Origin of the sequence: Planococcus notacanthi (assembly GCF_030407825.1) — a bacterium.
In the GTDB taxonomy this organism is placed as follows: Bacteria; Bacillota; Bacilli; order Bacillales_A; family Planococcaceae; genus Planococcus; species Planococcus notacanthi.
On sequence record NZ_JASDCQ010000004.1, the window covers coordinates 338,643 to 361,109 of the forward strand.

The 22,467-nt window shown below is 49.2% G+C and carries 20 protein-coding genes; 5 read left to right on the top strand and 15 right to left on the bottom strand.

The window, feature by feature from the left end; translation table 11 throughout:
- Positions 1-40: 40 nt before the first annotated feature.
- Positions 41-1,519 carry a phytoene desaturase family protein gene (locus QMA01_RS14965; protein ID WP_290215386.1) on the top strand — a complete coding sequence of 493 codons (1,479 nt, stop codon included), beginning with the start codon at positions 41-43 and terminating at the stop codon, positions 1,517-1,519.
- Positions 1,520-1,590: 71 nt separating this feature from the next.
- On the opposite strand, the gene QMA01_RS14970 is transcribed toward QMA01_RS14965, so the two are convergent.
- From QMA01_RS14970 to QMA01_RS14980, 3 genes are read right to left on the bottom strand one after another with little or no spacing between them, the layout of a single operon-like run.
- The gene (locus tag QMA01_RS14970; RefSeq protein WP_203341172.1) at positions 1,591-2,259 is read right to left on the bottom strand and encodes a response regulator transcription factor; all 669 of its coding nucleotides are present in this window, start codon (positions 2,257-2,259) and stop codon (positions 1,591-1,593) included.
- Entirely contained in the window at positions 2,252-3,640 is a 1,389-nt protein-coding gene (locus tag QMA01_RS14975; protein WP_290215387.1) for a sensor histidine kinase, read from the bottom strand. Before QMA01_RS14975 ends, QMA01_RS14970 begins: the two co-directional genes overlap by 8 nt.
- 30 nt (positions 3,641-3,670) lie before the next feature.
- Positions 3,671-4,648, bottom strand: a complete 978-nt coding sequence (locus QMA01_RS14980) for a F510_1955 family glycosylhydrolase (RefSeq protein WP_290215388.1) — start codon at positions 4,646-4,648, stop codon at positions 3,671-3,673.
- Positions 4,649-4,783: 135 nt separating this feature from the next.
- Here QMA01_RS14980 and QMA01_RS14985 point away from each other — a divergent pair, with 135 nt between their 5' ends.
- The 4 genes from QMA01_RS14985 to QMA01_RS15000 all read left to right on the top strand — a co-directional run bounded on the left by QMA01_RS14985 (position 4,784) and on the right by QMA01_RS15000 (position 9,393).
- Entirely contained in the window at positions 4,784-5,377 is a 594-nt protein-coding gene (locus QMA01_RS14985; protein ID WP_290215389.1) for a YdhK family protein, read from the top strand.
- Positions 5,378-5,538: 161 nt separating this feature from the next.
- Entirely contained in the window at positions 5,539-7,188 is a 1,650-nt protein-coding gene (locus QMA01_RS14990; protein ID WP_290215390.1) for an ATP-binding protein, read from the top strand.
- Positions 7,185-7,892: a response regulator gene (locus tag QMA01_RS14995; RefSeq protein WP_290215391.1), complete on the top strand. Its 708-nt coding sequence runs from the start codon at positions 7,185-7,187 to the stop codon at positions 7,890-7,892. Before QMA01_RS14990 ends, QMA01_RS14995 begins: the two co-directional genes overlap by 4 nt.
- Positions 7,893-8,070: 178 nt before the next feature.
- Complete coding sequence (locus QMA01_RS15000; protein ID WP_290215392.1) at positions 8,071-9,393, top strand: CitMHS family transporter; 1,323 nt, start codon at positions 8,071-8,073, stop codon at positions 9,391-9,393.
- Between the two features lie 155 nt (positions 9,394-9,548).
- On the opposite strand, the gene QMA01_RS15005 is transcribed toward QMA01_RS15000, so the two are convergent.
- The 12 genes from QMA01_RS15005 to QMA01_RS15060 form a co-directional block, all read right to left on the bottom strand.
- A complete protein-coding gene (locus QMA01_RS15005) occupies positions 9,549-10,283 on the bottom strand; it encodes an SIS domain-containing protein (protein WP_191716387.1) in 735 nt (244 codons plus the stop codon).
- 23 nt (positions 10,284-10,306) lie between these two features.
- Positions 10,307-10,576, bottom strand: a complete 270-nt coding sequence (locus QMA01_RS15010; protein ID WP_191716388.1) for a phosphocarrier protein HPr — start codon at positions 10,574-10,576, stop codon at positions 10,307-10,309.
- Positions 10,577-10,595: 19 nt separating this feature from the next.
- The gene (locus QMA01_RS15015; RefSeq protein ID WP_203341127.1) at positions 10,596-11,318 is read right to left on the bottom strand and encodes a GntR family transcriptional regulator; all 723 of its coding nucleotides are present in this window, start codon (positions 11,316-11,318) and stop codon (positions 10,596-10,598) included.
- A gap of 5 nt (positions 11,319-11,323) precedes the next feature.
- On the bottom strand, positions 11,324-12,064 hold the full coding sequence (gene nagB, locus QMA01_RS15020; RefSeq protein ID WP_290215393.1) for a glucosamine-6-phosphate deaminase: 741 nt from the start codon (positions 12,062-12,064) through the stop codon (positions 11,324-11,326).
- A 5-nt stretch (positions 12,065-12,069) separates the two neighbouring features.
- The gene (gene nagA, locus QMA01_RS15025) at positions 12,070-13,230 is read right to left on the bottom strand and encodes an N-acetylglucosamine-6-phosphate deacetylase (protein ID WP_290215394.1); all 1,161 of its coding nucleotides are present in this window, start codon (positions 13,228-13,230) and stop codon (positions 12,070-12,072) included.
- A gap of 64 nt (positions 13,231-13,294) precedes the next feature.
- Complete coding sequence (gene nagE, locus QMA01_RS15030; protein WP_191716392.1) at positions 13,295-15,211, bottom strand: N-acetylglucosamine-specific PTS transporter subunit IIBC; 1,917 nt, start codon at positions 15,209-15,211, stop codon at positions 13,295-13,297.
- A 168-nt stretch (positions 15,212-15,379) separates the two neighbouring features.
- Complete coding sequence (locus QMA01_RS15035) at positions 15,380-16,432, bottom strand: DUF871 domain-containing protein (protein ID WP_191716393.1); 1,053 nt, start codon at positions 16,430-16,432, stop codon at positions 15,380-15,382.
- A 72-nt stretch (positions 16,433-16,504) separates the two neighbouring features.
- Positions 16,505-17,884 carry a PTS transporter subunit EIIC gene (locus tag QMA01_RS15040; protein WP_191716394.1) on the bottom strand — a complete coding sequence of 460 codons (1,380 nt, stop codon included), beginning with the start codon at positions 17,882-17,884 and terminating at the stop codon, positions 16,505-16,507.
- Between the two features lie 24 nt (positions 17,885-17,908).
- Positions 17,909-18,793, bottom strand: a complete 885-nt coding sequence (gene murQ / locus QMA01_RS15045) for an N-acetylmuramic acid 6-phosphate etherase (RefSeq protein ID WP_191716395.1) — start codon at positions 18,791-18,793, stop codon at positions 17,909-17,911.
- 132 nt (positions 18,794-18,925) lie between these two features.
- Positions 18,926-19,774 carry a MurR/RpiR family transcriptional regulator gene (locus QMA01_RS15050; protein ID WP_191716396.1) on the bottom strand — a complete coding sequence of 283 codons (849 nt, stop codon included), beginning with the start codon at positions 19,772-19,774 and terminating at the stop codon, positions 18,926-18,928.
- 227 nt (positions 19,775-20,001) lie between these two features.
- The gene (locus tag QMA01_RS15055) at positions 20,002-22,029 is read right to left on the bottom strand and encodes a TRAP transporter permease (protein ID WP_191716397.1); all 2,028 of its coding nucleotides are present in this window, start codon (positions 22,027-22,029) and stop codon (positions 20,002-20,004) included.
- Positions 22,026-22,451: a DUF1850 domain-containing protein gene (locus QMA01_RS15060; protein WP_225218612.1), complete on the bottom strand. Its 426-nt coding sequence runs from the start codon at positions 22,449-22,451 to the stop codon at positions 22,026-22,028. The genes QMA01_RS15055 and QMA01_RS15060 overlap by 4 nt, the downstream gene beginning before the upstream one ends.
- Between the last annotated feature and the right edge of the window lie 16 nt (positions 22,452-22,467).

Consider the following 22,467-nt stretch of genomic DNA (forward strand, 5'->3'; position numbering starts at 1 on the left):
GGGGTTTTTCGACATAATGGAACCAAAGGAGTGGATTCGGATGGCTCGAACAGTATTGGTGATAGGCGCCGGCATCGGTGGATTAACGGCGGGTTCGTTGCTCGCAAAAGCGGGATGGCCGGTGACGCTGCTCGAAGCTTCTTCGGAACTCGGGGGCTGTGCAGGGAAATTCAAGCGCCATAAGTATTTATTTCCTGCCGGTGCCACGCTTGGCATGGGCATTGAACCGGGAGGCATCCACGAGCGGGTCTTCCGGTTTCTCGGCAAACCGATGGCCATCGAACCGCTTGAGCAAGTCATGGAAATGGTCCATCCAGAAGCAACGTTTGTGTTCCATAAAGACCGCGTACGCCATGTCGACGGCATTGCGGCACATTTCCCTGAATACAGCGATCAGATTCATACATTCTATAAGGAAATCTACCAGACTGCGGCCATTGTGCGTACCTTGATGGACCCGCTCCCTGTCCTGCCTCCTTCAACGGCGGCCGAATGGGCATTTCTGGCAAAATCCATACGCCCAAAACACGTCAAGCTTCTGCCTTTCTTTAATCAAACTCTAGGCCATCGGCTGAAAAAGCATGGACTTGGTGACTTGCAGGAGTTTCGCCATATGCTCGACGGCCTGCTGATCGACAGCATGCAGACCGGCAGCGAAGATGTGGCGTATTTATTGGCGGCAGTGGCGCTTGATATTTACCATGAAGGGGCCTATTATGTGCCCGGCGGCTTATACCGTTTTTCCGAATTGATGGGCGACAGCCTGAAAGACAATGGCGGTGTCCTGAAAAAGCGGCGGACGCTGGAGAAGTTGGAACGGAAAGGCAACTTGTGGATGGCAACCGATCATCGCGGCAATGTCTATGAAGCAACGGATGTCATCTTGAATGTGCCGATCCAGCAATTGCCGAAGATTTTGGCGCCGGAGCTGGTTTCTAAACTGAAAGTTTCGTTGCGCGACGGCATTGCCGGCGAGACGTGGGCGACCCTGACGCTGTATCTGGCGGTCGATTCGGCCAAGCTGAAAGAACCGCTGCCGGCTTTCCGCCAGATTTCAACAGGTGACGGGCTGGCAGAAGGCGGCCATTTTTTCATGTCCTCCTCGGTTCCCGGCGATGAATTGCGTGCGCCTGAAGGTTTTCAGACCGTGACGATTTCTACGCATTCGCGGACAGACCAGTGGATTGGCAAAGAAAAATACGAAGAGACGCGTGCGGTTTTAACAGAGCGCATGCTCCAGGCCATCCAAGATGCCATCCCTGAATTCCGGGAAGCCATCGTCCATATGGAAAGCGGCGCGCCTAAAGCGTGGGAACGTTTTGCAGGACGTCCGAATGGCTTCGTCGGGGGCTTCCCGCAAACTTTAGATGCGGCATTGTTCAATTCCATTTCGCATCATTCCGGTTTGCCCAACCTGTATGTCTGCGGCGATCATATTTTCCCTGGCGGCGGAACCATAGGCGCGGCCGCCAGCGGGATTCATGCAGCACGGTCGGTATCGGGTGAACGATTGGTGTAAGGCAGTTGAAGCACGAACCAGCCCAAAGGCACAATGAAAACCGCTGTCGAGAGTTTCTCAACAGCGGTTTTCTAATTGATCCATTTATAACCGATGCCCCATACTGTCTGGAAATGGTCGTCGATTGGAAAGCCGGCCTGACGAATTTTCTCTCGAACGTTGCGGACATGTGAATCCACTGTGCGGCCTTCCGTTTCCGAGTCGAAGCCCCACACCAATTCGAGCAAGCGGTCCCGCTCGAATACTTTATTCGGGTTTTTCATCAACAGGCCGAGCATGGAAAACTCTTTAGGTGTCAGGCGGATCGGCTGGTGGTTAAAGCTCAACTCGAAACCCTCTTCTTCCCAGACCAAGCCGTCCAATTCAATGCGCTTTGGCGGGGCGCTGCGGCGCAGCAGAGCTTCCATCCGCGCCAGCAATTCCTCTTCTCCAAAAGGCTTCGTCATGTAATCGTCCGCTCCAAGCCGAAGCCCTTTAACGATGTCTTCTTGCTGCTCACGGGCAGTCAGCATGATGATCGGCACATTGGAGAATTTGCGGATTTCGCGGCACACTTCCCAACCGTCCATATCCGGCATCATGATATCCAGCAGCACCAAATCGAAGGCTTCTTTATTCAACAGCTCGAGTGCCTGTTTGCCGCTGTCTGCTTTGACGCAACGGTAATCATATGGCCGCAAATACAGCGCCACCAGATCGAGCATCCGTTTTTCGTCATCGACCAATAATACTTTATGAATGATTTCCACCCCTTTTCAGCCGGATCGTAACAGCGGTCCCTTTGTTCAATTGGCTATCAATGCGGATTCTGCCGCCATGCGACTCGACGATTTCTTTGGCGATTGCCAAACCCAGCCCCGATCCTCCACGTTCACGTGACCGTGATTTTTCTACGCGGTACAACCGGTCAAAGACAAAGGGCAGCTCTTCCTGGGGAATTCCCTGGCCTTGGTCACTGACTCGAATGGCGATGCCATCCCCTTCTTCACAGCATTCCACATCTACATGGCCACCCGCACTTGAATGTTTGCGGGCGTTGTCGAGTATGTTCAACAACACCTGTTGAATGCGTTCAGAATCAATAAAGGCCTGGATATCTTCCCCGCAATTGACGGACAATGAAATTTGCTGTTCGTCAAAAGCTGGTTTAACCAACAGTGCCACCGACTTCAACAATGCTGCAATCGAAACGTCGTTCTGCTCAATGGCGAATTGATTGCGGTCCAGCTTTGCCAAGTCGAATAGATTTCCGACCAGCACTGTTAAATGAGCGGCTTCTTCACGGATGATGCCCATGTATTCTTCGCGTTCCCGCTCTGTCGTGTCCGGACGGTCCAGAATATCTGCATAGCCCTTGATATAAGTCAGTGGTGTCCGCAATTCATGTGAAATGCTCGACAGGAATTCATTGCGGGCATTTTTCAGGTGATCGAGGTCCGTCGACAATTTGGTGATGGCGTTCGCCAATTCCCCGAGCTCATCATTTCGTTCATTTGTCAGATCCACCCGGTTGTTGCCCTGGCTCAATTGCTCCGTCGCTTCCTTCATACGGATCAGCGGCAGCGTGATGAACCGCGACAGCAGCAGGATGGTGATGATGGTCAAGACCACTGTAATCATGCCGATCCACAGAAATTGGTTTTTCAGATGGCCGATGATGCGCTCGATGTTGGTGGTTGGCGCAAACATAAAGACATGCCCTTCATGGCGGCCGTCTATCGTAATGGGACTGTCCGTCGCGATATAGCGCTTGTCCTGCCAGTCTTCCTCGATGATGGCTCCGTCGACAGGCACCTCTTCGAAATCGGTATGCTCGAGCACTTCCACCATTTCCGGTTCCAACGCATCGGAATTGACTAGAATTTCACCCGAAGCATCGGTAATGACGACAATAAAATCAGAGGCCGATTCCATAATGCCGACATGGGTTAACGTCATCTCTTCAAAACTATCCTCCAGCACATCGCTGTGTGTCTCACCGCGCGCCAATAAATTCTCCATCACTTCGTCAACGCGTTCATTGACCAACGTGAAATAAAGCGTTGAAAATAAAAGCGCTTCGATGATTAAAATAAAACCAAAAAACAACAAGCCGATTTTCAAGGATAATTTATTGAACATGTGGACCTCCGCCAATCAAGGAAATTTCTGTTATTCTTCAACTTGTCCAGCATTCAAGATCTGCTTCCAGGCACCTCCGCCATCTTCAGAAATAAAAGCATGCCCCGCAGCTGTGTAGATGGCTATTTCATCAGTATCCGACGGGTTTTGAGCAACATAGAGGATGCCATCTTCCGGCATATCCGGCAGTTCAAACGCCTGTTCTTCATCCTTTTCCCAAGTATACTGGATGAGCTCCGCTTGTGTGCCATATGTTGCGTAATACAACGCTTCCTCATTGAAGAAAACTGCGGTTCCGTAGATTCCATCTTCCGTCAGCCGGGTGAAGCTTTCCCCACCGTCTTTCGACAGGAAGATCCCTTCAGTGGTCGCAGCGGCAATCAATTGCGAATCGCTCGGATGCATCGCAAAAGAAGAAACCTCGCCTTCAAGCCCTGTTCCGCTTACCTGTTGCCAGTTCTCTCCTTCGTCTTCACTGCGGAAATACCCTGGTCCCATCTGTGAATTTTCCTGCGGATTCATAACAAACAAGTGGTGGCTGCGGTAGCCGGCCGCCATGCCATGAAAATCAGTTTCTCCTTCAAAACCCATGTGATTGAGCGACCGGCCGCCGTCCTTGCTGCGCTGGATACCGATCGGATTTTGCATCATCGATCCGGGACCCGGGTGGCCTGATGTATAAAAGCCGTCATCCACTGCATTAAAGCCCATGTAATCATGGAGATGGTCACTGGTTTCCAGCCATTTTCCGTCCCGGTAAATCTTCAACCCGTGATGCGAGGCAAAATAAAGGCCCTCTTCATTTTCAATATAACCCATACCGTGGACATGATCCATGCGGCCATCAAAAGCTACTTCAAAATCCTCCGTGGTTTCGGCTGTTTCATTCGTCTCCGTCTCGCCGGTGGTTGTCGTCTCCGGGTTTGACTCTTCCGGTTCTTCGGCTTCTCCACATCCTGCAAGCAACAGGCCTGCCAGCAAAGGAGCTGCAAACCATTTTCTGTTCATTCCGCTCATTCCTTTCGTCTTCCCATCTGGATTCATTGTACAAGAAAAGTTTTGATTTTTTGTGCAGATTCTGCACAGCATTTGCATATTTTTTGGGTACAGTGTAAAGACCAAACACATGAAAGAGGGATTCACATGAAGAAAAACAACTTTCTCCTGATGACGATGTCCGCTTTGACAGCTGTCACATTGGCGGCCTGCAATGAACCGGCGGAAAACGCAGTGAACCCGGCAGATCCCGACAACCAAATCGAGATGAATGAAGAAATGGACGAAGAGATGGGGCACGGCGGAATGGATCATTCCAGTTCCGGTGAAGTGCCGGAAGGACTGGTCGAAGCTGAGAATCCGACATTTCCTGTTGGCAGCCAAGCTATCATAAGTGCGGATCATATGCCTGGAATGGACGGCGCTCAAGCGACCATCTCCGGTGCATACGACACGACCGTCTACGCGTTGAGTTTCACACCGACGTCAGGCGGCGAACCGGTCGAAAACCATAAATGGGTGATTCATGAAGAACTGAAGAATCCCGGAGACGCCCCCCTTTCTCCAGGTGATGAAGCGGTGATTGCCGCCGATCATATGGAAGGCATGGACGGCGCCACGGCCACGATCGATTCGGCAGAAACAACCACCGTCTACATGGTCGACTTTAAAACAACTGACACCGATGAAGACGTCACAAACCATAAATGGGTCACTGAAAGCGAATTATCCGCTGAATAAAGCCAGCATCCTCTGCATTTTTCGCGGAGGATGCTTTTTTCATTGATGAACGAGCATTTATTCCACTGAACCAGATTTCCGCCTGGAAGAAGCATGAATCCCTCGCTTTCCACATATGGTATTATTACAAAAAGCACATCTGTATGAAGGAGCTTTTCACCATGATCCGATTTCACAAAGCTGATATTCAAAAGCGGCCTTTTCAGCCGAAAGATACCATAAATTTAAAAATGAAGATGATCGGATTGATCGCTCTGCTGATTTTGTCGATCGTTTTGGTCATTGGCATTTTCCTCAATCACTTCATCACCGATACGCTGGAAGCTCAGATGGGCGAACAGGCCCTGAGCGTAGCCGAAAGCGTGGCGCTCAATCCCGATATTGCGGCGGCTTTTAAAACGCAAGATCCCGCGGCGATTATTCAGCCGCTTGTTTCCCCAGTTCAGCAGTCAACCGCGGCTGAATTTATCGTGGTCGGAAACAGGGACGAAATCCGCTACTCGCACCCCAATCCTGAACAGATCGGCAAAAAGATGGTCGGCGAAGACAATGAACGAGCACTGAACAATGGTGAATCCTACGTTTCTGAGGCTACTGGAACGCTTGGCAATTCACTGCGCGCGAAAGTGCCGATTTACTCAGGAGATGACATTATCGGTGTCGTGTCCGTTGGGTTTCTCGCTAAAGACATCCAGACGCTGATCGGCGACTACAACCATGAGTTATGGCTGATGCTATTGATCATTGGGCTAGTTGGCATTATTGTTGCGATTGCCATCGCCACCTACATTAAACGGAAACTGCATGGCCTGGAACCTGAGGAAATCTCGCGTCTGCTGTTTCAGAAAGAGACCATCCTGCAGTCGACACACGAAGGCATCATCGCCGTGGACGATACCGGAAGGATTACCTTGCTCAATCAGATGGCGCAGCAATTGTTGTTCGGCAACGAACGGGATGGGGACAAACTCATTGGCCAGCCCATTCGGCAAGTCCTCCCCACTTCCGATTTGCCGGATATTCTGAAAACCCGGATGAGCCATTTTGATCAGGAAGAGGTCTATGGAAGCTATGCGGTCTACGTCAACTCAGGTCCGATTTATTATGAAGATACGCTGGTCGGCGCCGTTTCCACTTTCCGCAATAAAACCGAAATCGACCGGCTGACAAAAGAGCTGTCACATATCAAGCAATACGCCAACGCACTGCGCGCACAAACCCATGAGTTTTCCAATAAGCTCTACACCATTTCAGGGCTGGTCCATTTGAATAAAAAGCAGGAAGTCCTTGATTTTATTCGGATGGAAAATGACATTCAGCAGGAATGGATCCAGCAAGTCATCGACAAAGTTAACGATCCATTGATCAGTGGCATTCTGATCGGCAAGCTCAATCAAGCAAGCGAACAGCAGGTCCAACTCACGATTGACCCGGATAGCCGGCTGCAGACACCTTTGTCGGAACAGCAAAGCCGTGCATTGCTGACCGCCATCGGCAATCTGATCGACAATGCACTTGACGCAGTGAAGGAATGTTCGCGGGACAGAAAGCAAATCAGCCTCTATTTCACGGACGTCGGAGATGATATCTTACTGGAAATCGATGATTCGGGACCGGGAATTCCGGATGGGCAAGAGCAACAATTATTCGACAAGGGCTTTTCATCGAAAACCGGCCCAGACCGCGGCTATGGGCTAAATACCACGAGACAGCTTATTGCCGGTGCCGGCGGTGAATTGCATGCAGAGGAAAGTGAACTCGGCGGAGCCTGCTTTGTCGTTTCATTACCGAAAAAGGAGAATGCGTTATGAGACAGATGCTTCATGTACTGATTATTGAAGACGATTTCCGCGTTGCCGAAATCAATCGCCAGCTTGTGGAGCAGGTCGCTGGCTACCAAGTCGATGGCGTCGCCAAAACAGGCGATGAAGCGATGGCGTTCCTGCAAAGTTGCGGACAGCTGCCGGATTTGATTTTACTGGACGTTTTTATTCCTGACCGCAAGGGGCTGGAACTGCTTCAGGAAATCCGGCACAGTTTCCACGCTGTTGACGTGATGATGCTGTCGGCCGTCAAAGATACGGCCACAATTGAAGAAGCGCTGCGCTGCGGCATTTTCGATTACCTCGTCAAGCCGGTGGATTTTGCCCGTTTTGAACAAGCATTATTGCGCTTCGGCGAACAAAAAGCATTGCTTGCTTCCCGGCAAGAACTGGAACAGACGGACATCGACAGGCTGATTGGCATCGAACCTATTGCCGTTCTTTCCGAGACGGCTGATGGCCATTTGCCTAAAGGCATTGACCAGCTGACCTTGGTCGGCGTCATCGAAATTCTGCAATCCTCCGCCCCGGAAGGCCTCAACGCCATGGAGACCGGAAAAGCGGTGGGCGTCAGCCGTTCCACTGCCCGGCGTTACTTGGAACACCTCGTTTCCATCGGCGAAGCAAAAGCACAATTGAATTATGGAGAAATCGGCAGGCCCGAAAGACGTTATATTCCGTGGACAAAATGATCAAAACCTCCTTAATGCTCTTTAGTTCGCTTAATTGAATAATCTTATTTTTCAAATCCCTCTATGCTAAGTTAAGAACAATAACTTAGAAGCAGAGGAATTTTACACAAAATGCGATTTTGTATGCGTTTACAATTCCTCCTTCATTTTAGTCTTTTATCTACAGGGAGGAATTCTTATGTTAAGTCTTATTGGATTATTGACCATCGTTGTCATTGTCGGATTGCTGATCAGCAATAAAATCACACCGATCGTCGCGCTTGTTCTTGTGCCGATTGTTGCTGCTTTTGTAGCGGGCTTCAGCTTTGCTGAAATCGGCGATTTCTTCAACAGCGGCATTGAATCAGTGATGAGCGTTGTCATCATGTTCATCTTCGCGATTCTGTTTTTCGGCATCATGCAGGATGTCGGCTTGTTCGACCCGCTGATCAATAAAATGATTGCGGTATCACGTGGAAATGTCATTGCAGTGGCAGTCGGAACTGTGCTGATTGCAGCAGTCGCACAACTTGATGGATCAGGCGCTTCGACATTCCTGATCACCATCCCTGCTTTATTGCCTTTGTATAAACGCTTGAAAATGAATCCTTATTTGTTGCTGCTATTGGTCGGTACTTCCGCCAGTATCATGAACATGCTGCCTTGGGGCGGCCCACTTGGCCGTACGGCAGCTGTGCTGGGCGTTGATGTTACAGAATTATGGCGCCCGTTAATCAAAGTCCAGGTGATTGGGTTGGTGTTGTTGATTGGATTGGCTGTTTTATTGGCCATCCGTGAAAAGCGCTTGATTGCCAAACGCGGAGATTATAATGAAGAACTTTATGAAGAAGCACAGCCCCTTGTTAAAGGGGCGCAAGATGAAGCTTCATTGAAAGCCGCATCTCTTCGCCGCCCGAAATTGCTTTGGGTCAATACTCTTTTGGCCATTGCCGTCATCGGCATTTTGGTTTGGGGCATCATCCCTGCCGGCTTTGCCTTTATGATTGGTGTCAGCTTGGCTTTGCCATTGAACTACCCGAATATGAAAGACCAGATGGACCGAATCAAAGACCATGCACCAAACGCATTGTTGATGGCCGCCATCATTTTGGCAGCCGGTTCGTTCCTTGGTATTTTGAACGGCACCTTGATGCTGGATTCAATCGCCAATGATCTGGTGAAAATCCTGCCCGCCTTCGTCATTCCGTATCTTCACATCATCATCGGATTTTTGGGTGTACCTTTTGATTTATTGCTTAGTACTGATGCTTATTACTTCGCTTTATTCCCGATTGTGGAACAAGTGGTTACTGAATTCGGCGTCTCATCCTTGTCGGCTGCCTATGCCATGATCATCGGCAATATCATCGGCACATTCGTCAGCCCGTTTTCTCCAGCTCTTTGGCTGGCTCTTGGATTGGCCGGACTCGAAATGGGGCGCCATATCCGTTATTCGCTTCCAATCATGTGGGGATTCAGTATCGTCTTGCTTGGAATTTCGATTTTGATTGGCGTTGTGTAAGGAAATAGTTTAAGAGCCAGCCACAGTGGACCTGTGGCTGGCTTTTTGATGTGGATTTCTTTGGTTGTTTGCGGAATATGGGCATATACGCACGTTCAGCCCTAATCGCACAAAAAAAAGCACGGCAGAAAATCTCTGCCGTGCACTAAAAACGATCAGGAAAGCAATGGAATCCGTTCGTGGTATTTCTTGATCATTTGCGTGTTATGTTCGTCCGCTCCGTCGATATTGCCGCTCCGGAAAATGGGCGGTTCAAAGCCCGCATCAGCCATTTTCTTAATGGCTTCCGCGAAAATGCCGTTCAGTATGGCCGCTCCGACGACAGTGGAAGTCGGACCGAATGGAACGTCGACACCTTCGTATGACAGGATCGCATCCCCTGCCACGGAATGATTGTCGATGACCAGGTCTACTGCATTAAACAGGTGTTGGCCTGTTATGTGGCGCGAGGGCTGGTTACCGGAATACTCCAGTGACGTCAGGCAGATGACGAATGCCCCTTTTTCCCGCGCCGCCAATGCAACATCCACCGGCACGGGGTTGCGGCCGGAAGTCGAGATGATAAAGACTATATCGCCTGCGCGGAAGTCCTGTTCTTTCAGGAATCCTGCCGCATACTCGCTTTGCCGCTCAAGTTGCGACGATTGGACCGCGCCTTCGTGCAGCATCAACGGTTCCACAAAAATCGGCTTGATCGGCACCAAACCACCGGCGCGGTAAAACACTTCCTCCGCCAGAATATGCGAATGCCCGCAGCCGAACAATTGGATGATGCCGCCGGACTGAATGGCAGATGCCACTTTCCCGGCTGCTTCAAGCATCGCCTTTGCTTCATTTTTCTCGACAAGCTCCAGACGTTCCTGTACTTGTTTGAAATAACTGCTTAACATCCGATCAGCTCCAGTCTAGCTGCTTACGCTTGTCCAAGTCCTTCAGCCACGATCAATTCGTCGACTTTGGCCATCAACGATTCTTCGTCGCTGCCGTCAGCTGTGATAGTGATGCTGTTGCCTTTGGAAACGCCAAGTGACATGACGCCCATGATGGATTTCAGGTTTACTTCTCTTTCCTTATAAACCATTTTGACGTCTGAAGAAAACGGGGATACCGCTCCTACCAATTTTGATGCCGGGCGTGCATGAAGACCTTCGTCGCTTGTGATGGTATAGCTTTTTTCAATCATGTCCATTTCTCCTCTTTTGTTATCTTTGTATGTCGGTCGTAAATTTGTAGCGGTCGGCACGATAGGTGCTGCGGACCACTTCGAATGGCATTTCACCCGCGAGATAGCTGATGCGTTCAATCATCAGGATGGCTGCCGGCGGTTTGATTTGCAGCAGATCAGCATCTTCTTTTTTCACCAAGCCCGCTTCCATCCGTTGAGTGGCGCGGCTGATGGTCAGTTGCTGGTCTTTCTCGATCATAGCATACAGCGAACCTTTGAACGAATCCTGGTGCAGGTCCGGAAACTGTTTGACCGGCAAATAGGTGCGTTCGATAGCCATTGGCTTGTCGTCGGCAAAGCGAATGCGTTCGACGAAATAGACCTCCTCCCCTTGTGCCAATTGCAGAGCGGCCGAAATGTCGGATTCCGGCTCCAGAATCTCAAAGTTAATCATCTTGCTGCTCGGGACCATACCGCGCGCCATCATATCCTCCGTGAAGCTCGTCAAACCATTCAGCGGCTGCTCGACTTTCGGTGATGCCACAAATGTGCCACGCCCTTTTTCACGGTACAATAAGCCGTCATTGACGAGATTGGTGATGGCCTGGCGCACCGTCATGCGGCTGACGTCAAAACGTTCAGTCAGTTCACGTTCAGAAGGAATCGTGGTGCCAATCGGGAAATCCCCTTGCTGGATCTGCTGTTTCAACTGTTCTTCTATTTGAATGTAAATGGGAATCGGCGATTGTTTGTCCAGCACAGCGATCACTCCTCTTCAGCCTTCACGAGCCCGTATGCTTCCCGGTCTACAATCAGTGTAACATCGCTGTGCTTCCATAAAAATGAAGCCGGAAAATCTTTGCTGACGCGCCCTTCCAGAAAACGTTTGACTGCCTGTGCTTTCTTTTTGCCCGAAGCCAACAGGAGAACTTTTTCACTTTTTAAGATCGACTCGATGCCCATTGTAATGGCGTGCGTCGGCACTTCATCGCGGTCGCTGAAAAATCGCGCATTGCTGTTGCGCGTCGACTGTTCAAGCTTGACGCAATGAGTCCGGCTCGTTTCCGGCGTGCCTGGCTCATTAAAACCAATATGGCCGTTTGTCCCCATGCCAAGAATCTGCAGATGAGGCGGACCGAGTTCATCAATCAATGCTTCGTAACGGCGGCATTCTTCTTCGACCGGCAACGCTTTGCCGTTTGGAACGTAGGTATTTTTCAGCTGAATATCGATGGATTGAAACAATTTGTCATTCATAAAATGGCGATAACTGTTTGAGTGTTCACCAGAAAGGCCACGGTATTCATCTAAATTGAACGTTTGGACATCCCGGTAGGAAATGCCGCGTTCCCGAACGCCTTCAATCAGCTTTTCATAAAGGCCGAGCGGAGTCGACCCAGTTGCAAGCCCCAGCACCGAACGGGGATTGTCCCGGATCTGTTGTTCCACCAATTGCGCCGCCTTGCTGCTCATCTCTTCGTAGTTTTCGACTCGTATCAGTTTCATCACAGTCACTCCTTCGTATAAGCGATTGTTCCTCGGCAAATGGTCAATTGGACAGTGAAGCTGTCGTCAAGAATCGCCACATCGGCGTCTGTCCCTTCCTGCAAGCTGCCTTTATTCGAAAGGCCGAGTTCTTTTGCTGCATTGGCGGAAGTCATTGAAACCAGTTCGTTCAAACTGCAGCCGGTGATCGATTGGACGTTTCGGATGGCGGCATCCATTGTCAGGATGCTGCCCGCCAATGTGCCGTCGGCAAGCCGCGCGTCTTTCCGGGTAACTTGCACGTCCTGCCCACCCAAATCGTAAACGCCTGGCGCTAAGCCCTTTGCACGCATCGCATCGGTGATGAGGATCAGCCGTTCTGCCCCTTTTTGGCGGAAAGCCAGTTCAACAGAAGTCGGATGGCTGTGAATAAAATCAGCGATTACTTCTACCGTCAGGCCTTTTTCTGTCAAAGAAGCGCCAACGACACCGGGATTGCGGTGATGGAATGGGCTCATCTGGTTATAGAGATGAGTGACATGGCTCGCGCCTGCACGGACAGCCGCCTGCACTTCCTCAAGCGTTCCATCCGAATGGCCGATCGACGCAATCACACCGTCCTCTGCCAGGTTTTTGATGAATGCCAATCCGTTTGTTATTTCCGGAGCAAGCGTCACCAGCCGGATTTGGTTCCCGCTGAGCTTCTGCCATTTTTGGAATAGCGGATAGGAAGGTTCCGCAATGTGTTCAATCGGCTGTGCCCCTGCCCGCTTATCGGAAATGAACGGCCCTTCCAAGTGGACGCCCAGCATTTCAGCCTGGCCATCCTCCATCTGGAAATCCCGAATATTTTTCAATGCAGCTGAAATGGCTTCATCTGATTGGGTCATTGTTGTCGCCAGAAAACTCGTCGTGCCTTCTTTCGGCAACACGCCAGCCAATCCCTTTACTGCTTCAGGTGTGGCATCCATGGCGTCGTGCCCTGCCGCACCGTGAATGTGGACATCAATAAACCCGGGAAACGCTGTCCAGTTTTTGCCCCTTGCTTCAATATGAACATCGGCCTGTGCTTCAATTTTTTCTGCGACACGGCTGATTTTTCCGCCTTCCAGCAGGATGTCTCCCACGTAACTTTCTTTTGCAGCATCCGCTATGGCGATGCCGGAAATCAATATGCTTTTCTTCATCTCAACCACTCCTTGCGAAAAACCAGGAAAATCACTGTGGATGTCCCTGGTTTTTCTGCTAGTATTATTCGACTTTCAGGATGGAAGCTGTTCCGTGCTCCTGGAAGCCCTCTTTCATGACAGTGACTTGTTGTTCAGTTAAGTTTGTGAAAATAATCGGTGTTGCGATTGAAGGCGCATTGGCTTTCAGGAATTCCAGATCAAGCTTCAACATCGCGTCTCCGCGCTGCACGAGCTGCCCTTGCTCCACCAAAGTCTCAAAGCCTTCGCCTTTCAAGTTGACCGTATCCAGTCCTACATGGATCAGGATTTCAATGCCGGTATCCGTTTCAATGCCGATGGCGTGTTTGGTCGGGAAAACACTGACCACACGTCCGTCAACCGGTGAATAGAGCGTATCTCCAGTTGGCAAGATGGCAAGCCCTGGCCCCATCATGCCTTTTGCAAACACTTCATCCGGCACTTGTGACAACGGAATCAGTTCGCCTGTAATCGGCATTTCAAAATCTTCTGCGACAATCGCTTTCATTGCCGGCTCTTCAGCGGTTGTTTCTTCAATCACTTCCGCTTCTGATCCCGCTGCAGGAGCCGGGTTGCCATTGGCGAGGCGCGGCTTCATGGCATCTGCCAGGAATTCAACTGCTGTGCCGATGACAACCTGGACATTGGTTTTATTGACTTTCATGACACCCATTGCACCGTGGCGCTTAAGGTCTTTTTCGTTTACACGATCTGAATCTTTAACAGTCATGCGCAGGCGCGTCGTGCAATAATCAACGGCGACAATATTGTCTGTCCCGCCAAGCGCTTCAATTGTGTGGTAAGCTCTGGCGTCAACGGCTTTATTGCCAGTGCCTGCATTTTCTGCACCTTCTTCATCTTCGTCTTCACGGCCGGGTGTTTTCAGGTCCAGCTTAACGATCAGGAAGTAGAAGATGACAAAATAAATGGCTCCGACAACCAAGCCCATTACCAATAGGAGCAGCGGATTCTTCGCGAGTCCATAATTCAGCACATAGTCAATCGCTCCAGCTGAAAAGCCGAAACCGTGGTGGATATCCAACGCATAGGCGACCATCATCGAGACGCCTGTCAATAAAGCATGGACTACATACAAAATAGGCGATAGGAACATGAACGAAAACTCAATCGGTTCTGTGATTCCTGTTAAAAACGATGTAAAGGCGATACTGAAGAGCATTCCGCCAACAATGGCTTTGCGCTCTTTTTTAGCTGCCGCATACATCGCAAGACAGGCAGCCGGCAAACCGAACATCATGATCGGGAAGAAACCGGACAGGAATGGTCCTGCTGTTGGATCCCCTTTCAAGAAACGGTTGATTTCCCCGCGGACCACTTCTCCAGAAGCATCCGTAAAAGTACCGAAATCAAACCAAACAATGGTGTTGATGACATGGTGCAATCCAGTCGGCAACAACAGGCGGTTCAAGAAACCGTATGCCCCGACACCGAACATGCCGGCATTTAAAATCCACTCACCTGCACTGTCGATGCCGTCTTGGATCGGTGGCCATGCATAACCGAGCACGCCAGCCAGAATCGTCATGGTTGCTGCAGTGATGATCGGCACAAAGCGCCTGCCGCCAAAGAAGGCAAGCCATTGCGGGAACTTCACATTATAGAATTTATTATACAAAAGACCTCCGACAATACCGGACAAAATACCGGCGAAAACGCCCATATTGATCGACTCGTTAATTGTCACGATCGCCGAAGTCAAAACGAGGTAAGCGATGGCACCGGCCAAAGCCGCTCCACCATTGCCATCATGGGCAAGGCCCATCGCAATCCCGATGGCAAAAATGATTGCCAGGTTGTCGATGATCCCTGCACCGGCTGCCGACATGAACGGAATGCCGAGCATATCATCCTGCCCAAAACGCAACAGCAAAGCGGCCGCCGGCAGTGTAGCGATTGGGAACATCAACGATTTCCCTATTTTCTGCAGAAAACTGAACATAGAATTTCCTCCCTTTTATGTATTCTTAATTTTCACTATAGCTATTATCGGTATAGTTGTCTATACCAATTTTGGTGATTTTAGAAATAAAGTAAGCGGTTTCTTTGAAGCCTACTAGGAGAAAAAGAGCTGGAATCCCAAGAAGATTCCAGCTCTTTTCCCGATTATTCAAATCCACTCTATCCGAAACTTCATTCCGCCTTTTATATAGGAAAGTAACGCCAGATCTTCATCAATGACTTTGCCGATGACGTTGACCTTGTCATCTGCAGGCAAGTCTCGCTTCGTAATTTGCAACTCGCCCCGGTAACGGCCATAACGCTCGTTGTCGACCGTAATGCTGCCTTTTTCTCTTGCAAGAGTGTTGTTCGGTTCGAGCAGATGTGTGCCGATCAAACCGTATTGGCGCGATTCCATGGAACGGATGCAGTCCCGCGCTGCGTCCCAGCGATTGGTTTGGACAGCCAGCGGTTCCACCTCCACGAGGGCTTGTGCCCGCAGCCGGATTTCTCCTTGATTGAACAAACTGAATTGCTCTAAGCTATCTTCGCTGAGTGTAATGTCGCCTACCAGGACTTTATCCACTTCGCCGTATTCCTTCAAATGCAAATAGGCTTGAAAAGGAGCCATGTCCCGGTGTTCTTCCAGAGTCGGCAGTCTTTTATGTAAAGGTCCGCGAAGAATTCCATCTCCCGGAATAAAAGCCATCACGGTCAATCCTTCACTTTTCAGCCAGCGATTGGTATGTACAAATTCCAGAAGGTCCAGACCTGTTTCCGGTCGCGGATAGAAATTATGCCACATTTCCACAGCATTTTTCTTCAAACCTGCAGCTTCCAACTCAGCTAGCCCTTCCTTTGTTAAGGTGCTGGCATTCAATGCGATTTTCATCTGATGGGAAAGTGCTGCGATTATTTCATTGTCTACTCCGTAATCGATCCGTAGCCCTGTCAGTCCCCACTCCAGCAACCCTTCTGCGTTATCCCAGCCAAATCCGAGATGAGCCAATGACTGCGGTGCAATGTCGGCCATCAGTTCCATATCAAACTGTCTTGCCCAGCGCCCTAATTGCTGCAGCCGTTCCTTGTAAAGCAATGGATTGTCCTCCGGAATATGCAGCGAAGTGAAAATCGATGCAAAACCGAGCTTGCTGACCTTTTCAATATAAATTTCCAATTTCTGAAACGACTCGTCCCCCAAATAAACTGAAATTCCACGCATACTGCCAACTCCTTTTCACTAGACTCATGCATTTTATTAAATAGAAAAAAGGGAGATTTCTCTCCCTTTCTTTTAAATCCCTTCTGCCATCTCTTCTTTAAATCCAAATAGATAAGTGAAGATAAAGCCGAAAATATATGAAACGACCAAACCAACGAAATACCAGAGATATTTGCTTTCGGCAATCAACGGGATCAACGAGATACCTGATACGCCTATTCCCAGCGCAGCTGTATGCATCACTGCCTGGAAAGCTCCACCAAATGCTGCTCCCATACAAGCCGTGATAAATGGACGCCCAAGCGGCAAGGTCACGCCGTAAAGAAGCGGTTCCCCGATGCCTAAGAAGCCAACAGGCAAAGCTCCTTTAATGATGTTTCTTAAGCGCTGATTTTTTGTTTTCATAAATACGGCAATCGTAGCGCCAACTTGTCCGGCTCCAGCCATCGCCAGAATCGGCAACAAAGCAGTCGCCCCTACCGTGTTCATCAACTCCAGGTGAATCGGCGTCAAACCATGGTGCAGGCCGAGCATAACAAGCGGAAGGAAGAATCCAGCCAGGATCCCTCCTGCCAATACTCCACCAACATCAAGTACAGACGTCAAAACAGTCATGATGCCGTCTGACAGGAGACCAGCGACCGGCACAACAGCATAAAGCGAGAAGAAGCCGACAACCAATAGCGTGATCAGTGGCGTAAACAGGATATCGACTGAGCTGTGCATCACTTTGCGGACGTTCTTCTCAACAAATGTCATCAACCAGGCAGCAAAAATTACGCCGAACAACCCGCCTCTTCCGACGACCAGCGGCTCTCCATAAATCACGATGTCGGCCAGCATTGGGTTGAATAGGATTCCTCCTGCAATGGCTCCGAGCACCGGCGTTCCGCCAAATTCTTTGGCTGTGTTCCAGCCGACCAAAATAGCCAAATAAGCGAATACTGTACTTCCAAGCAGCAATAAAATCTGCATCCAGGTTTCAGTAGCATCCACTCCAGCATTTTTAGCGAAGTTGGCTGCTCCGTTGATAATTCCTGAAGCCACCAGGCCTGGAATCAGCGGGATAAAGATATTCCCGACACGACGCAGGAAAAGCTTGAATGGTGTCTTGTTCTTTTCTTTCAGCTTGGCTTTTTTCAAAGCGGCTTTTTCTTCAAAGTCCATATCGTTTTCATCGATATCAGCCATTTCGCCAATCGCCAAGCCAGTTTCATTGCTCATTTCAGCAGCAACTTTATTGACTGTTCCCGGCCCTACAACGATTTGAAGTGTATCGTCTTCAATGACGCCCATCACGCCATCAACACGTTTCAATTCATTTAGATTTACGAGGCTGTCATCTTTAATCGATAAACGCAAGCGTGTCATACAATGTGCTACTTGATTGACATTCCCTTTTCCACCGATTTTGGCAAGAATGTCATGTGCCATTTGTTGTTCTTTTTTCATACTGCCCCTCCGCTCCCCCAAATGTTATAAAGTCTTTCGAATAAATCCACCGGCCGTTTCCAGTTTTTCGATGGCCTGCTCTTTCGTGCAATCCAGCAGACTCATGACGATCGCCGTTTTTACTTGCCCGTCCGCTTTGTCGTAATAATGCTGAGCCGAATCGTAATCGATTTGAGCAGCATCCATGATGATGCGTTTCGAACGCTCAATCAATTTTTCATTGGTGGCCTGAACATCCACCATCAGATTGCCGTACACTTTGCCGATGCCGATCATAGCAGCTGTTGAAACCATATTCAAAACCAGCTTCTGGGCAGTACCGGCTTTCAACCGGGTTGAACCCGTCAATACTTCGGCTCCTGTTTCAATTTCGATTGCCGTGTCTGCATAGTCACTGATCTCGGCACCTTTATTGCACGACATGGCAACCGTTTCTGCACCGACTTGCTTAGCATATTGAAGAGCTCCGATTACATAAGGTGTCCGTCCGCTAGCCGCAATTCCCACCACCGTATCTTCAGCCGCCAAAGAAACCGCTTTCAAATCTGCCATACCCTGTTCCGGATTGTCTTCTACACCTTCAATTGCCGTCTTGATCGCTTCTGTGCCACCGGCAATGATCCCAATAACCTGCTCCGGTGAAACTCCGAAAGTCGGGACACATTCGACTGCATCCAAAATCCCTAAGCGGCCACTCGTTCCAGCGCCGATATAAATCAATCGTCCACCGGCTTTAAAAGAACGGATTGCTTTTTGGACAGCTTTTTCAATCGCTGCCAATTCCATTTCAATGGCTTTTGGTACGAGACGATCCTCTTGGTTCATTGTCTTCAGTATTTCCAGCACTGACATTTCATCCATCTTCATGGTGTTGGTATTGCGTTTCTCTGTGGATAAATTCTCCAGCATCGGATCACCTCTTTTACTTTTATTTCTTGTTTTCATTTTATCCTCAAGAAATTTAATGTCAATATAAATTAATTAAATAATGAATTTTAATTTCATAACTCTCATGAAAAAAAGAGCCTTATTAACGGCTCTTCATCTTCGCAGATTTTCCATTTCACTGCGCGCATCGTAATATTGCTGCAAAACCTTTTCTCCAATCTGTTGGAAAATGCTCATGTACAGCGTGTCGATGACCGTCAATTGAGTCATCCGGGAAGGAATGCTGCCAATGCGGAAATCCTGTTCCACATTCGGCGTGCATAGCCGGATATCTGCTTCTTTGTACAATGGCGATTTGCTCAGCGTGGTGATGGCAATAGCCGTTGCTCCTTTTTTCTGGGCAAAACGTGTAAGTTCCAGTACATCTTTCGTTTTTCCAGAAGTACTGATGGCGACAAAGACGTCTTTTTCCGTTAAGTGCGGAATGACCGACAGCATGTAATGAAAATCAAGTGAGGTAATCGAATGATAGCCCAGTTTGGTGAATTTGTACTGGGCATCCACTGCAGCAGTCGAAGAACCCCCAACTCCGAAAAAGACAATTTTCCCAGCATGTTGAATCGCTTCAACCGCTTTTGCCAATTCTTTTCGGTCCATCGAGTCTGCACATGATTCAATCGCAGATTTATTGACGTGAATGATTTTATGGAAGAGATCGTAAGGAGAGTCTTTCTTAGTCAAAGCCGAAAAATCCGTGAGATTGCTATCCGTCAAGGTCAAGTCTTTCATCAGCGCCAGCTTAAAGGATTTAAAGCTGCCAATGCCGATCGATTTACAGAAGCGGATAATCGTTGCTTCACTGACACTTGATTTTTCAGAGAGTTCTTTTATCGTCATATGTGGGACAGCTTCTGGATTTTCAAGAACATACTCACCGATCCGTCCCTCTGCATCAGATAACTGGGGCAGTACTTCTTTTATTTTCTGCATCAAAGAAGTCATCTTTGAACCTCCTGTAATTCTGCTTTCGAGATTTACTGATTGCCTATCCAAATCCCAAAGCAGTGCGTAAAGATTTTTCATTCAACTTATCTAGCATACATGAAAGTCCTGCAGATGTTGAGTCACTTCTCCCAATGAAGTATATGTCTGCGTAAGTTGCTGCTTTATTCCATTTATCTTGAAAAAACCGGACAACAGAAGTCCTGTTGTCCGGCTGGGATATAAAGTTACGAGGCAGCGGCTGCCGTATTTTCTTTTTTGCTCTTCAGGAAATTGATGACGAAAATCCCTAATACAATAGCCAAGCCGATGATATCCGTCAAGGTTTCGGGGACAATCAGCATCAACGCTCCCGCCCCGAGAACGATGCGGAACAGCACATTGAGCTTTGTCTGGAAATAGCCTTCTGCAGCTGCACTTAAACCAATGATGCCGATTATAGCGGTGATGGTGATCATCACGATTTCCAGTATCGGCGGCAAGGCAAACTCGGTGGCGTTGACCGCAATGCCGGTCGTATCGATCATCAGCATGGCTGGGTTATAGACGAACAGGTACGGGATAATGAATCCCGCAATCGACAAACGCAGCGCGTTTAAACCGGTCCGCATCGGATCGCCTCCGGATATCCCCGCACCGGCAAATGCGGCGAGTGCGACCGGTGGTGTAATGTTGGCAAAAATTCCGAAGTAGAATACGAACAAATGCGCAACCAGTACCGGAATGCCGAATTCAGCAAGTGCCGGCGCTGTCATGGTAGCCGTGATGATATAGGCCGGGATGGACGGCAAGCCCATTCCCAAAACAATAGAGGCAAGCATTGTCAGGAACAAGGTCCAGAACAACGACCCTGCGCCAAAGCTTGTAATCGCTGACGTCATAACCGTACCAAAACTGGTCAGGCTGACGACACCGATGATGATGCCGACGACCGCACAGGCGATCATGACAGACAAGGATTGCCGTGCGCCATTTTCCAGCGCTTCGAGTATATCCTTAAAGCCCATGCGCGTCGATTTTCTGAACGCAGCCACGATGACCGTCAGCACGATGGTATAGAATGCCGCATAGGCAATCGGCATTCCCGTATAAAGCATGAAGATCAAGCCCACAATCGGCAACAGCAAATGGCCTTTTTCTTTCAGCACTTCTTTGGTTCTTGGCAAATCCGCTTTCGGAATGCCTTTCAGGTTTTCTTTGCCGGCACGGAAATGCACCTGCATGATGACGCCCAGAAAGTACAGCACTGCCGGCAGTAAAGCTGCAAGCGCAATCGTTCCGTAGGAGATGCCCGTGGTTTCAGCCATGATAAAGGCACTCGCCCCCATGATCGGCGGCAAAATTTGCCCGCCCACAGAGGCACTCGCTTCTACGGCGCCGGCAAAGTTTTTATTGTAGCCGATTTTTTTCATCAAGGGGATGGTGAACGCACCGGTTCCCACAACGTTGGCAATCGCCGAACCGTTGATGCTGCCCATGAACCCACTGGAAATAACCGCGACTTTGGCAGGTCCGCCTTGCCTGCTGCCGGCTAAAGCCATAGCTAGGTCATTGAACAATTGGCCCATCCCCGATTTGGCGAGAAACGCACCAAACAGGATGAACAGGAAGATGAATTGCAGGGAAGCCGAAATGGCCGTCGAATAAAGACCTTCCGTCTTCAAATAGAGTTGCCCAAAAATATCGCCAAGGTCGAATGGCCTCGTCATCAGCATGTTTGGCATCCAAACGAAATGGCTGATGAATGGGTAGGCCAGGAACACCAACGCCAAAATCGGCAGGATGATGCCGGTTACGCGCCGTGCTGCTTCAAGGACCAGCACAACCGTCAGAACCGCAAAAATGATATCCAACGTATTCGGGATTCCTCCGCGCGTGGTCATGATATCGTTGTATTCGTATATCAAATAACCCGCGGTCCCCAAACTGAAGATAAATAAAATCCAGTCATAGAAAGGGATTTTCGTGCGATCCTGCTTTTTGAAAGTTGGATAGACAAGGAAAATCAAGCCCATCCCGACAGCTACGTGGATCGACCGCGCCTGAAGGGCAGGCATCGGATTGAAGGTCACATAGAGATGATAAATCGAATAAGCGATGGCGATCGCTGCTATCAGAAAAACCAGCTTCCGATTTTTCAGTTTGCGGACTTTGGCATCTGTATCGTATTTCTCCAGCACTTCCTGGCTGAGGGTTTTGTCTTCTTCATGGGCAGAAACGCTTTCAACATCCAAATCCCGGTTGTCTTTTGTCATAGTTTATTCCCCCTCATATAATCCCACAGATCAATAAATTCAATCGTGATCGTCACCATCTCGTAATCTTCCGTATAGTCATATAATGGAATTTCCTTGTTGGCGGTTTTTATCGTTGTTTGTGCATTTTGTGAGACCGTCAAATTCATTTCTTTGAAGAGCCGTCCGATTTCCATATGGACATAGCCATCTTTTGACGGGATGATTTTTCCATCTGAAGGGACACCTGCGCCGTAAGTTTTAAACTTCGTTTCTGCCAGCAACAGGCTGTCGCCGTCCCGCTCATAAAACTCCAGCCACTGTTCTTTTTCCACTGAATGGATCCATTGCAAGGTAAAATCCGTTTCTTTCAAATAATAGCGTTCCCCGCCAAAGTTGAATTGTACGACAGGGATCCGCCACAACAGGAAAAAAAGGAGCATAATCACACATGCTCCT